The sequence below is a fragment of the Nitrospirota bacterium genome (assembly GCA_016180645.1).
In the GTDB taxonomy this organism is placed as follows: domain Bacteria; phylum JACPQY01; class JACPQY01; order JACPQY01; family JACPQY01; genus JACPAV01.
This window is the reverse complement of the sequence record JACPAV010000032.1, coordinates 23,465-36,763: the sequence shown is the minus strand read 5'-3', so window position 1 is coordinate 36,763 and position 13,299 is coordinate 23,465. Positions and strand designations below refer to the sequence as shown.

Here is a 13,299-nt window from a genome sequence, read left to right as displayed (position 1 = left end):
AGCCCGGCGGGCGAAGTGCAGGTCCACACCACGAAGGTGTTTCTACCGCTCGCCCAGGTGAAAGTGCTGAAGGGATCGTGATGCGGTTCCGGACGATCCTAGGCTCCAAGAACGGGATTGCCTTGCTAATGGTCATGGTCCTGATTACGATGCTGACCATCATGTCCGTCGAAGTCGCGGAAACGGGACAATCCCATTACCTCATCACAACCTCCCTCCGCGACACCGTGAAGGCGCGCGCCCTGGCCCACTCCGGCGTCCATACCGTCGGAGCGCTCCTCAAAGCCGACGCGGAGGGGCTCCTTCCGAGCACGGTCAGCAAGAAAGATGTGGACTATTTGGGGGAGCCGTGGAATCTCCAGCCGCCGGCCAATGAACTGCCGTTGGGAGAGGGTCGCGTCCAAGCCTTCGTGGAGGACGAAATGAGCAAACTGAATGCTCAGGAGATGAGCGAGGAGCAGCTGGCCTGTCTTGCTAAGGAAGTGAAAGTCGAATTGGACGTGAAGAACGCCTACCGTTGGATCAAGGAGTGGTCGACCTCCTCCGAAAAGGGGGACAATTTCGATGAAGACTACTATTCCGCGAGGATTCCACCCATTCTGCGATCGGACGCGCCGTTCGAGACGGTTTCCGAATTGGGGCTTGTCGAAGGGATCGGCTGGAGCAACCTGGAGAAATTGCGCCCGTTCCTGACCGTCTATCCGCGCTGGCAGGCGCCCCCACCGAGACAGGGGGAGACGAATCCTGCCGCCCCGCAGCCCCCGCGGTTTTCCAAAGTGAACGTGAACACGGTCAAGCGGGAAGTTCTGGCCTGCCTTGCGCCGGAGTTTGAACGGGCGGCCGAAGAGATCATCCGACGGCGGGAGGAGAAGCCATTCGATCGCATCGACGCCACCCAATTCACCGGAATCTTCCAGGGGACCCTGCCGGCCCAGTACATGACCGTGAAGAGCGATGTCTTTTCGGTCACATCGATCGGGCGCGTGGGCGCGGAGGGGAGCGAAACCACCGTGGTGGTGACCGCCGTGATCAACCGGTCCAAATCAGGCCGGAGTGAGATGGAATTCCTGTACTGGCGGGAGCAGTAGTTCAACGTGACGGAATTTTCGGAGCATTTCCTCGCCAAGGACAAGACGCGGATCTTCTACCGCAGGTTCAGGTCCGAAAAACCGTGCTGCGCGCTCGTGGTGGTCCATGGATTGGGGGAGCACTCCGGCCGCTACAAAGAGTTTGCCCACGCGATGGTCCGATCCAATATCGAGGTCTTTGCCATGGACCTGCGCGGGCATGGCCGTACCGAAGGCAGGCGTGGTTGTGTCGATTCACTTAGAACTTACGGAGAAGACATAAACGCGTTTCTCGAATTCATTCCCAAGTGGATCAAGGGTATCCCACTTTTCGTGCTGGGCCACAGCCTGGGAGGGTTGATCGTCTCCCACTGGTCTTTGTTCCAGACCGGATCGCATTCGCCGCGCGGCGTCATTCTCTCCTCGCCGGCGCTGGGGATTGCCGTCAAAGTTCCGGCCCTGAAAGCGGCCGTCGGCCGCGGCCTTTCAAAGCTGATGCCGGACCTGACGATGGACAATGAGTTGGATCCGAAGCTCCTTTCGCGGGACGAGGCGGAGGTGAGGGCGTACGTGGATGATCCGCTCGTCCACCGGCGGATCAGCACCCGGCTGTTTACCGAGATGGTTGCCGCCATGGATCGGGTGCAGGCGGACGGCGCCGGCTGGAAATTTCCCCTCCTCATGATTCTGGGAGAGAGCGATCGAATTGTGAGCGTGGACGCCGCGAAGGCCTTCTTCGCCAACGTCGGGCACTCGGATAAGACCCTCAATTCCTGGCCGGAGTTCAAGCACGAGCCTTTTCATGAGATTGGACGGCCGGAAGCTTTTGACACCGTGGGCCAATGGATCCTCAAAAAGGTAAAGAGTGAAGTGTGATGAGGGATGTGAAGCCCCGGGCGTGCGTGATGGCGATTCTATTTCTCATCACCCTTTACTCATCACTCTTCACGGGCGTTTCCAACGCCTTGGCTCAGGCCGCCATCCGGATCGCCGTCCTGAACTTCCGCGGGCAGGGAGTGGATCAGGCGGTGGCGGACCTCGCCACCACATCGTTTGTGAATGGCCTCGGGCAACTCGGACCCGTGAACTACGTCACGCCGGCCCAATTCACTCAGGCGGCGGGGCCGGACTATGTGAACCGCATCTACGGCTGCAAGAATGACACGACCTGCATCTTCCAAATGGTGGAGAGCCTCCCGGCGGATCGCTTGTTCCTGGGAACGGTGGCGGGTGGCGCGGGCTCGTGGTCCGTCACCGTGAAAATGGTGAATTTGCGGTCCGGTGGATCGTCGGTCACGGTGGTTACTTCTCCGACGCAAACGGATCGTCTCCCCGCAGTCGTTCAAGGTGTGGGCAAGCAATTGGTCCTCAAAGAGCAGCGCTCGCAGCTCGGGCCCGGCGGTTTCAACGAGGTCTTCGAGACCGAGTATTCGAAAGGCCTCTCCGATTACTATTCCGGCCAGTACGCATCGGCTCATTCACATCTTGATGCCGCGATCTCGGCGGATCCCAATGTGCGGCAGGTCTACTACTACGCCGGCGTGTCCGCGTATCTCTCCGGCAATATGGAGCATGCGAAGGAACATCTGAACCGCGCCAAAGGCATGAATCCGCAAACCGACGCCGAAATCGACTACTACCTCGGCCTCGTGGCGTACAAACAGGAAGGCTTCGCCGAAGCGACCGCGCGATTCCAATCCGTTCGGGACAATGCCACCGATCCCAGAATGAAGGAGATGGCGGAGGAGCATCTCGTTGTCTTGCAACAGGCGCGGAAGCGGAAGGCCCTGGAGGAGAAGAATTGGAAGGTGACCACCGGTCTCGGTGTGCAGGAGGACTCGAACGTGATCCTCAGTCCGCTGAATTTGGAAGAGGGATTCCGCGGGACTCGAACCCAACTCGCCCTGGACGGCGCGGTGTGGACGCTGCCCACTCCCGAATCGCGCCTCACGGCGGATCTTTCGGCGAGTCAAACCCTACATTTCGAAGGGGAGAACAGCGACATTCGCAAATACGACATGACCTTCGCCATGCTCGACGGTTCAGCCCTTCGCTACTTCGACAACGAGAACTACCGGTTCGACGCCCATGCGGGGGCGGGGGTGCTGCTCTTCCGAAAAGCGCCGTCCTACATCGAAGTGAACGGCTCAGCGGGCGTGAGCCGCGTTCTGGGGGATCGCGCCGCGTTGGGCATCGTCATTCCCGGGCGATATGACCATTACGTCCGAACGGACTCCAGCATCGCGCAGGCCCTCACCATCGTGAACACCGGCGCCTTTTCCTTTCTCTCGGTCGATATCATCCAGGGACTTCTGCAGAGCCGGATCGAACTGGGCTACGATCGGAATGAGCCGGTGAAAGATTCAACCAACCAGTTTGCCTACAACGGATTCCGGTCGGATCTAAGCCTCGGGGTCTTGCTCCCGGCGGACATCCAATGGAGCGTATTCACGGGGTACCATCACAAGGCTTGGGACCGCACCCCCGCGCCGGCTCCGGCTCAAAGCGGCACCGATCAGCAGACGGGATCGGTGGCGACGGTGGAAGAGGGCAGCGAAAAAACCTTCCGGATTGGAACGGGCCTGTACAAGTCCTTCGCCAGCCGGTTGTACCTCGATAGTGGCTTCAACTACACCGTCAACCGGGACACCGGAACGCAGCGCGATTACAACCGCTGGATTCTTTCCCTGATGCTGGGCCTGACGTTCTAGGCCGCGTGTTCGGACGCAGGCTGAAGCCTGCGCCTACCGGATCGGGGTAGGTCTTGGTAGGCGCACCCTTCAGGGTGCGTCTTTAGGAGGCCGGTCTTCGGCCGAGGAACCAGAGGGCGGCGCCGGCGATGAGCATGATACAGCCCCACCAGGCGGCGGGGTTGAGTTCACCCAGTACCGTGGGGGCCGGGGAGCCGATTGCATAGTAGACGCCCGAGCCGGTTACGATCGCGCCGTACACGAGCAGGATGATCCCCACCCACGCCCACACCGACAGCATGGCTTTTTCTTCGGTCATAGCCTCACCAGAACCACACGTTCAGTACGACGAGGATCACGCATGAAATAACGGCCCAGAATCCGGGCCGGGAAAGAAGCGGCGTCTCCCCTACGCGGACGGTTTTCGTCAGGGCCTTCACGAGCCCTTCCAATTCGGCGTCCGGCTTTGGTTTCGTGACGGCGCTGATGGCGATGGTGGCCGTGAAACAGATGATCCACGCCCAGAACGCCCTCCAAAGATTATTGCTCATATCGCTCGCGTGCGTGGAAAAGGTCAGCCATTGGCCCGAGAACCAGCCGAACTTGAGACCGAGAAACATGAGGAACGAAGCCCCCATCCCTGCCAGCAATCCGTAGAACGCTCCCGCGGAGGTGGTCCGCTTCCAGAACATTCCGAGGAGCATCGTGGCGAAGAGCGGAGCGTTCACCCACGAAAAGATCGCCTGGATGTAGTCCATGATCGTCGGAAACTGTCGTGCCCAGTAGGCCGCCCCGATGCTGAGCACGATTCCCACGAGCGTGGCCACGCGCCCCATCCACAGGAGATGCTGGTCCGAGGCGTTGCGATTGAGCACGGCCCGGTAAATGTCGTACGTCCATACCGTGTTAAGGGCGCTGATGTTGCCGGCCTGGCCCGCCATGAATCCGGCCATGAGCGCCGTGATGCCGAGGCCCATCAGGCCGTGCGGATAGTATCGCGCAAGGAGCAGGGGCAGGGCGGAGTCGTAATTGGGATCGCCGGCGGCATTGGTCAAGAGCGTGAGTTGTCCCGATTGCCCCAGTTTCCAGGCGACCAGCCCGGCCCCGACGACGATCATCGGGAGCGCCATCTTGAAGAAGGACGCTATCACGGGGCACATCTGCGCGGTTCGGAGGTCCTTCGCGGAAAAAGCCCGCTGGACGATGAGAAAGTCGGTCGTCCAGTAGCCGAACGAGAGGACGAATCCAAGGCCGACGGCGATGCCGAGCCAGGTCACCCCCATGGGATTCATCGAAGGATCGGCGGAGGTGGCCCACAGCGAGCGCATGGCCTCGGGCACGGTGGTCAGCAGTTCGCCGCGAGTTTCCACGATGCCGAGGATGGCGACCAGAAACAGCCCGAACCAGATGAGGAAGAATTGGATCGTCTCGGTGAAAATCGCGGAGAGCAGCCCCCCCATCGTGATGTAACAGGCCACGGTAATGGCGGAGATCCACAGACAGGCGTCGAAGTTCCATCCGAGGAAAATCTGAAAGACGAGCGCCATGAGATACATGTTGATCCCGCTCATGAGGACCGTCATCACGGCGAAGGACAGTGCGTTCAGGACCCGCGTTTTCTCGTCGAATCTCAGTTTGAGGTATCCGGGGATCGAGTGGATCTTGCTGCTGTAGTAAAACGGCATCATATAGAGGCCGAGGAAAAGCATCGCGGGGACCGCGCCGATCCAGTAGAAGTGGGCCACGAACATGCCGTACTTCACCGTGGCGCCGGTCCATCCGAGGATTTCGAGCGCGCCGAGGTTGGCCGAAAGGAAGGCGAGTCCCGCGACCCATGCGCTGTTCTTTCGCCCGGCGAGGAAGAAGTCGTCCCCCGTTTTCGTAAATCGCTTGAGGTAGAACCCGATGGCGATGATGAACGCGAAGTAGATGGCAATGACGAGCCAATCGACCCAGGCCAAATGAATCGTGGTCACGTTGCGGATTCTATTGGAAATGGGACGGGTTTCAACGGAAATCGCCCATCCTCAGGCGTGCGCACCGGCGTTTCGGATCCGTCAAGAACGTGCCCAGTTCCGCCGCCAATCGGTTGGGTTCATCCAGATGAGGGTAGTGGCCGACGCCGGGGTAGACCGAAAGGGTGGAATGCTCCAATCGACGGCAGGCGGCGTGGGCGTGGGAGATCGGCAAGATCGGGTCCTTGTCGCCCCAAAACAAGGCCATGGGCGGGAGCGATTTGATCTCCCCTGCGCGCGAGAAGGACTGGACGTGTTGTCCGAGGATGTTGATGACGCCCGTGACGGTTCGATTGAACGCCCGGTCGCTGCCTGGAATGCGGCACATCCTCACGAGTCGTTCGATCTCATCAGGCTCGTTATGGCCGAAAGCGCCCGGAGTGATCCGCTGGGCGAGAGGCAAACCCAGGCGCAAGACGAGGGGCGTCAATAGCGGACCGAGTCCGGGGAAGCTTGATACGCGCAATCCGAAACTGACTTCTCGTCCGAGGCCCCCGGACGATACCAAAGCCAGCCGATCCACTCTCCTCCTGTCCTCCAGGAGCATCCACTGGGCGATTCCGCCTCCAAAGGAGTGTCCGCAAACGTGGGCGCGGCGGACTCCAATCGCCTCCATCCAGGCGCTGAGGGTTTTGGAGTACCAGGCCAGTGTGTAGGGTGCATCGGGACGGCCGGAATACCCGTGTCCGGGAAGATCCGGCATGAGAACCCGGAAGCGCCTCGCGAGCAGCGGGGCAAGCCGGCGCCAGGTACGATGCGAATCCATCACCCCATGGATCAACAGGAGGGGTTTCCCTCGCCCCGTTTCGGCCCACGCGATTGAATTTCCATCGACCTTGGTGGCATGCGCTTTTCCGACCGCGTGGGAAGGTTCGTATCCGAGGGCAGGGCCTTTTCTCATCTTGTCACGGCGAACATCAATGATCATTGATCTTGGGATTCAATTCTTCACATCGCCGGCCTTCGGCCCTATCCGCACGATTCGCTCCCGTGGCGCGCCGGCCAGGAACCGCAGGGAAAGCGTCTCGGTTGGCTCGTCCCATTCGAACCGATAGCGGGAGGGATCGATGCCGTCGACTCGGAGCTCCCAACCCTCCGGGAAATGAACCTTCGCGGGCACATAGATCACGGTCGGCGCGGAAATATCACGATCGCCGTCGAATCTCAGAGAGAACTCGCGGCTGGATGGATCGTAATACCAGGAATGGGGAGTGCCGGCCACACGTTGAGGATACACGCGGCGCATGCCGTCGTTTTCGGACCCGAAGACGCCTTCGTATTGGTACTGGGCCCAACCGGACGTCATGTCATCCAAACCCTTGAGGAGGTCGTGCAGGAATACCGGATTGCCGTTGGGACTCCACTCGCCCACGGCCAGGGGAGTTCTCAGGATTTCGACCTCGGCCCGCCGGTTGTCGAACCAATCCGCGAAGTCTGAAACACCGGAGCGATACGCGCCGGAGTCAACCGAAACGAGGTACATGTGCGGGAAATAGACGAGGTGTGGCGGCCCCGATCGCGGATCCACAAAGGGCGGGAGGTAGGAAGCCCGGCCCTGATTGATCATGCCCGCCCGGGGTTCGAGGAAGATCCATGAATCATTGTCGGCGGCGCGGATGGCCATGATCATCCGTTGGATGAATCCATGCATTTTGGTTTCGTCGAATTCCCTCTCCCGGCCGAAGTCCGTTCCGTGCCAGGGTTCGTTCATAAGATCATAGCCGAGGACGGCGGGATGATCCTTGAGCCGTTGAACTACGTGCACCCACATGGCGGCGTATTGATCCTGCAACTCGGGATGCTTCTCGTAATCCCAGAAATTGTCGAAGGCACGGGAGATATCCGGCGAGAAGTAGTCCAGGCCCCAGTTCACGCTGCAATGGGATTCGTACGGCCGGCTGTCGATGATCGTCGCCCAAGAGGGGGCGCCGTTGTAAATCTCCTCCGGGAAACAGCGGTTGAGAGAGGGCCCCCAGAGGTCTTGGTGCATATCGAGCACCACTTGGATCCCGGCTTCGGCGAACCAGTCCAGACGTTCCCCGACCTCATCCAGAAAAAGATCATCGTAGACGCCGGCCTCCGGTTCGATCTTGGCCCAGAAAATCAAATACCGGACAAAATTAAATCCCCAATCCCGTGAGAGCCTCATCACGGCCTCCTGCGTCACCCTGGGGTGCCGGTCGACCTTGCTGGAATTGGAGATGTTGGTTCCGTGCAGGATGAGGGCGCGTCCCTCGTCGTCTCTAATGAATCGCCAGGAATGGTCTTCCGCGGACGGACGAGCAGCGTCTCCTGCTCGACGCTCGCCGTCCGAGCAGGAGACCATTCCGGCGACGAGCCCGGCCGCCAGCAGCGGCCCGATGCCGTTCGAGAAGGGTGTCTTCCATTCCGCTATCATGAGTGCGGTCCCTTCTATTTCACTCCGAAGGGGTTGAAGCGGTCGTCCGAACGAAGCGGCGCCACCGGCTGGATCTCGAGTTCAGGAACATCCGGGTCCGAGAATAGCACGATCTCCTCTCCTTTCCTCAGGTCCAATTCCACAATCCCGTCGTCCTCTTCCCTAATGGAGAGGGCCGGCGGTCCAAGGGGGTGGAGCGGTCGGGGAAGATCGGTCTTCAAACGGCAGATCCCTCCGGCAAGGCTCCGAATCCGCACCATGCGCGTGCGGCCCTCTCTCCTTGTTGCGCTGACGAGGAAGGCGCCCTCGGCGAGCAGATCGTGAAACGCGACGTCCGGCCAGGCGCGTGGGACGGCGGGGAGTACACGCAGTATCCCGTTGTGGCTTTGGAGGAGCATGTCGTGAATCGATTCGGCTGCACTAAGGGGCGTTTCGATCACGGGCGCCGATTCCACATACATCGTGGTCGGGCTGAACATTTTCAGAGCCGCGCTTAGCATTTCAAGAGCCGCGTCCCCGTGGCCGAGTGAACTGTGTATGGATGAGGCGGCGGTGTAGCTGTAGCCATTGAAATTCGGCGTCCCCGCGCCCAGGTCGAGCCAGTGCTGGAAGGAGCGTTCGATCAGAGGACGGTCCCGCGGATCATCCGGCCTGAGCAGATGGAGCGGAAAGATCGATATCAGATGTGAAAAATGGCGGTGTCCTTTATCCAAGGGCTGCCCGTGGCCGATCATCAAGCCGTGTTCATCCTGGGGGAAGTCGGTCAATCGTTCCAGCGTCGATTCCCAGCGGGGTTGAAGTTCGTCGTCGATTCGGAGCAGCGAGGTGGTTTGCAGAAGCGTCCACAACCCCCAGCGCAGCAGGCCGAGCGCATAGTTTGCATCCGGGACCATCGCCGGGTCATTGAATTCCGGTGAATGCGTCGGTGGCAGGTGAAGTTTCCCGTCCGGGCCTTCTTCGAGCATGTGCAAAAAGAGATTGATACTGCCGCGCAGCAGGGGGAAGAACCGGTCGCGCAGCATATCGTCATCCATCGAATAGCGATATTGCCGCCAGCAGTTGTGAAGGGCCCACGTCAGATTGCCCAGCTCGTGGACGAACGGCAATCGAATTCCGCCGCCCAGGTCATGGGTGGAGTAGCGTTCGAGGTGGAAAACCTCCACGCCCGGCTTCCAATACGTCGGCGGGGGCGGCAGATTGGACGGCTCGACCGTCCTCTCCGCCCAGGCGATTCGGGGACTGATGCCCTGTTGTGGGCGGAATGAGAGCTCCGCTCCGGACTCGTCGCCTGTCGTCCTCAGTTCGATGAGAATCAGCGGATCGTTGGCATGGACGAGGCTTCGGAAGGTGATGCGTCCACGATCCGTATGGGGAGCCCGGGCGAATCCCCAGGGGGAACCGGTCGAAAAGCTTTGACTCATCGCTCAACCACCGTATAATCCGCCCGTGCTTCGGAAGAATCTTTGGCTGGCCGCGATCGTCATCCTGTCCTTCTCCTGCTCGAAGAAACCGGTCTTCGAGAGCCGGCCGATGCCGCGGGTTCACACGGACTTGAACTACATCAAAGATGAGAACGGACGGTACGTTTATCTGCACGGCGTCAACCTGAGCGGGAGCACGAAATTTCCGTCCAACGACGACCCGTGCTTCGTGAGGACAGGCGTGAAATGCACGAAACCTTTGAGCGAGATGCCGACCTATGAGGACAAACCTTTCCCCCTCGATCAAGCGGACAAGAATTTCGCGCTCATGCGCAAACTCGGTTTCAACTCGATCCGCCTTCTCGTGAATTGGGAAGGCATCCAGCCCGTGTCGGCGGATTCCGTGGATGAAAGGTACCTCGACTATCTGGCGAAAATCGTGGAGAAGGCCAACGAGTACCGCATCTACGTGCTGATGGACATGCACCAGGATATTTTCAGCCGCCACCTCATCTCCTACTACAATGATATCGACTCTGCGAAAGACCTCGTGAAGGGTCTATCCTTCTTCCTCCCACCGGGAATTCCCCCCGACCTCCTCACCACGGCGGTGGCCTTCCTGCCGCCGTACAACAACGCGACTCGCGGCGACGGCGCCCCCCGATGGGCCGTCAAGGCCATCCTGCCTGAGAAGGACATGGATTCTCCCGCGTGGGGAACGGCGCGCATGCTGGGCAACTTGAGCGATCCGGCCTTCGTGGCTTCCGCCAATTCGATCATCAAGAAATTCGGCGGTTTCGATCTCGACATCGGTGGCCTGCTCGGTTTCATCACTCCCCTGCTTCCCAAATACCCCTTCGAGGTGAACGAGACGCCGGACATGCTGCCGTGGACCAATTGGGGGGTGAACGGTGCCCTCTCGGTGGATGTTCAGCGGAGCTTTGCCGCGCTCCTCGCCGGAAAGGCGGCTTTTCCAAACTTGATGGTGAACGGCGAGAATATCGAGGACTACCTTCAGAACGCCTACACGCGCTCGTGGGTGGAGGTGGTCCGGCGGGTGAAGGACTATCCCAACGTAATCGGATACGACATCATCAACGAACCCATTGGCGCGTTCATCGTGCTCACGGCGGGGGCCATCTATATGAACGTGGGCAGCCTCGACGCCGTGAAGAAGTTCCTCGAATCGGTCTTTTCGGACGCCAAACTGGCCGAGGATTTTACACAGCTCCTTTCCGGGGCCCGGCTGCTGCCTCCCGATACGTCTCCGGAGACACGCCGGAAGTGGGGTTACGAATTTGTCGACATGCTCGGCGTCATCGGCCTGAACCTCGGGTTCGAACAGGCTCACATGACCCCTTTCTACGAGAAGGTCGGCAAGGCCATTCAGGATGAAGATCCGAACGCCGTGATCTGGATCGAGCCGGCGATGGGACTGGAAACGGTCCTCGGCATGTTGACTGGCGGCGGGAGCGGCGAAGGGTTGTTCACAATCAATCCCACGCGACCGGAAGGACTGAACCAAGTGGTTTATGCGCCGCATTGGTATCCGGATATTTACCCTCTGCCCGGTTTCAATTCCGCGCCGCGGGATTTCAAGCCGGAGGAACAGCGGTTCCGCGACTACCGGCCTCTCATCGAGGGCGTGATCTCCCGCGCGTCCCATTCGCTTGGAAACATTCCCGTGGTCGTCGGCGAATTCGGCACGTACTACAACTACGGCGGCATCAACAAGTCCGTGGAATCCGACTATGCCGTAGCGAAGGAAATCCTCGACAACTACTACGAGGCGTTCGAGTCGATGCTTCTCAACCACATCCAGTGGTGCTGGTCCTCCGAGAATACGTTTGAGCGGGGCGACGGCTGGAACAGCGAGGATTTTTCCGTGGTGGATCCGAGCCTCAATCCGAGATCGCAGGAAGCCTACAGCCGCCCCCATCCCACGTTCCTGAGCGGGAAGCCCGTCTCGATGCGGTTCAATTCCGGATTGCACTATTTCGACCCGGACAAGGGCGTGGTCAACGCGGAGGGTGAGTTCGAACTGAAATTCGAGAGCAAGGAAACGACGTCTCCCACGGAAATCTTCATCCCCTATGAACTTTATTACCCCGATGGGTATTACGTGTGGTTGTCCGATGGATACGCCGTGTACGACCACGAGAATACGACGCTCCTGTACTTCCCCACGGCGGACGAGCCGGGGACCGTGCACACGGTGCGAATTCGTCCGCCCCTCAAAGGCCAGGAGAATCTCGGTTGGAGCTACTTCTTCAAAGGCAGCAAAGTCGTGAACGGCAGGGGACTGGGCGAATGGAAATGAGGTCTCGTCTGAGGGCGGCAGCCGTTGCGGCTATCTTTGCAGGAGCGCCGTTTTCCGCGGCCGCGGAAGGCAAGACCGTGGAATTCGGCGGTTCCCTCCAAAACCTGGCCGTCATCAAGAGCGACAGCGATTTCGACGGATCGAAAGCCTTGTATCAGCCGGATGGCCAATCGGTGGGCTACTTTGCCACGTTCCTGGATCCGGGAGTTGAAGTCGGAATCGGCGATTCGCTGCGGGTTCGTTACGACGGTGAACTCGGTCTCAACCTTTGGAGCCGGAATCGGGTGGAATTCCTTCCGAAGGAAGCGGCGAACGACGTCCTGTTCTTTAAGCACCGCCAAGCTTACAGCCAGGCGCGCGTCTCCGAAAAATCCCATTTGCGCGCGGGATACCAGTATTTTTCCGACCCCACGCGCCTCTTCATGAGCTACTACGTCGGCGCCGCGAGACTGGGGACGTCGACGGAATCCTATTCCGGCGAGGCGCTGGTGGGCCAGCTCCCCGATCAAACATCGGAGGGCATCGACCTCACCCGGAACAACTTCAACCATGACGTTTTCCTGTTCGCCGCATCGGCCTCCAAGGGTGGCGAGGCACTCAACGTGAATCCGGCGCTGATTGCATTGTACGATGGACAACGGGTTGGACGCCCTACATGGCTCCTGACGGAGACGACGAACATCGGATGCGTGATGGAGGGGCGGGAAATGGGAGTGGATCTGGCCGCGCAGGTGGGCGGAACCCGCGGAGGCTCCTTCACGGGAGAAACCGAGACTCATCTGGCCGGCGCGGTTCAGGCCTACATGGCGGCCGGGCGGGGACGTCAAGGGCGGAGTCGTGGGACTTTGCCAACAGAAATTCAGCGCCAACCTGCTTCCGCCGGAGAATCAGGATGGATGGTCGGCGCGCTTCTGCTCAGCCCGGATGACGGCGACGATCGAAACGGGCGCAACACGGCCTTCCACTATTCCGGAAAATCCCGGAGTCAGACGCTCCTTCTAACGGAAAACGAACTCAGAGATGTGGGCGACAACTTGGACGAGGGCATGGGAGAGAAGGCGGGCCTGTTCACGATCGTTCGAAGCGGTTTGGCGGTGGCCGAGGGGAGCGTATATTATGGATGGATGGAGAACTGGGAGCTTTCGACCACTCTTGCCGCGGCGTCCGTGCTTCAACCGCGAAACGCCCTGGGTGAAGTCTTTGTGGGAGTGGAAGCCGATGCGGGAATCCGTCATGATTTCTCCCGGTCCTTTTCTCTGGACGTGGTCGGCTCGATCCTTATCCCTGGAGGCGCGGCGGGGGCGTTTTTCAATCGCATCGACCCCGAGGCCGCGAGGCCCGTCTTCGCCGCGCAGAGCTCGCTGCGCGCCGCCTTTTAGGGGGCCGAC

10 protein-coding genes are annotated in these 13,299 nt (G+C 60.0%); 5 read left to right on the top strand and 5 right to left on the bottom strand.

What is annotated here, in order from left to right:
* Positions 1-80 precede the first annotated feature (80 nt).
* Genes HYT87_16780 through HYT87_16770 form a run of 3 tightly spaced genes read left to right on the top strand, consistent with a single transcriptional unit; the run spans position 81 to position 3,778 of the window.
* Positions 81-1,088: a general secretion pathway protein GspK gene (locus tag HYT87_16780; GenBank protein ID MBI2061395.1), complete on the top strand. Its 1,008-nt coding sequence runs from the start codon at positions 81-83 to the stop codon at positions 1,086-1,088.
* A gap of 6 nt (positions 1,089-1,094) precedes the next feature.
* Positions 1,095-1,943 carry a lysophospholipase gene (locus HYT87_16775; GenBank protein MBI2061394.1) on the top strand — a complete coding sequence of 283 codons (849 nt, stop codon included), beginning with the start codon at positions 1,095-1,097 and terminating at the stop codon, positions 1,941-1,943.
* Positions 1,943-3,778 (top strand): hypothetical protein, encoded by a 1,836-nt coding sequence (locus HYT87_16770; GenBank protein MBI2061393.1) that lies wholly within the window; start codon positions 1,943-1,945, stop codon positions 3,776-3,778. The genes HYT87_16775 and HYT87_16770 overlap by 1 nt, the downstream gene beginning before the upstream one ends.
* 82 nt (positions 3,779-3,860) lie before the next feature.
* Here HYT87_16770 and HYT87_16765 read toward each other — a convergent pair whose 3' ends face one another.
* Genes HYT87_16765 through HYT87_16745 form a run of 5 tightly spaced genes read right to left on the bottom strand, consistent with a single transcriptional unit; the run spans position 3,861 to position 9,591 of the window.
* A complete protein-coding gene (locus HYT87_16765) occupies positions 3,861-4,076 on the bottom strand; it encodes a hypothetical protein (protein MBI2061392.1) in 216 nt (71 codons plus the stop codon).
* 4 nt (positions 4,077-4,080) lie between these two features.
* Complete coding sequence (locus tag HYT87_16760; protein ID MBI2061391.1) at positions 4,081-5,733, bottom strand: sodium:solute symporter family protein; 1,653 nt, start codon at positions 5,731-5,733, stop codon at positions 4,081-4,083.
* Positions 5,734-5,764: 31 nt separating this feature from the next.
* A complete protein-coding gene (locus HYT87_16755; GenBank protein ID MBI2061390.1) occupies positions 5,765-6,673 on the bottom strand; it encodes an alpha/beta fold hydrolase in 909 nt (302 codons plus the stop codon).
* A 39-nt stretch (positions 6,674-6,712) separates the two neighbouring features.
* A complete protein-coding gene (locus HYT87_16750; GenBank protein ID MBI2061389.1) occupies positions 6,713-8,170 on the bottom strand; it encodes a cellulase family glycosylhydrolase in 1,458 nt (485 codons plus the stop codon).
* A 14-nt stretch (positions 8,171-8,184) separates the two neighbouring features.
* Complete coding sequence (locus tag HYT87_16745; GenBank protein ID MBI2061388.1) at positions 8,185-9,591, bottom strand: hypothetical protein; 1,407 nt, start codon at positions 9,589-9,591, stop codon at positions 8,185-8,187.
* A gap of 25 nt (positions 9,592-9,616) precedes the next feature.
* On the opposite strand from HYT87_16745, the gene HYT87_16740 reads away from it, so the two are divergent.
* Both HYT87_16740 and HYT87_16735 read left to right on the top strand, forming a co-directional pair.
* Positions 9,617-11,911 carry a cellulase family glycosylhydrolase gene (locus HYT87_16740; GenBank protein ID MBI2061387.1) on the top strand — a complete coding sequence of 765 codons (2,295 nt, stop codon included), beginning with the start codon at positions 9,617-9,619 and terminating at the stop codon, positions 11,909-11,911.
* Entirely contained in the window at positions 11,908-13,290 is a 1,383-nt protein-coding gene (locus HYT87_16735) for a hypothetical protein (protein ID MBI2061386.1), read from the top strand. The genes HYT87_16740 and HYT87_16735 overlap by 4 nt, the downstream gene beginning before the upstream one ends.
* Positions 13,291-13,299: the final 9 nt, after the last annotated feature.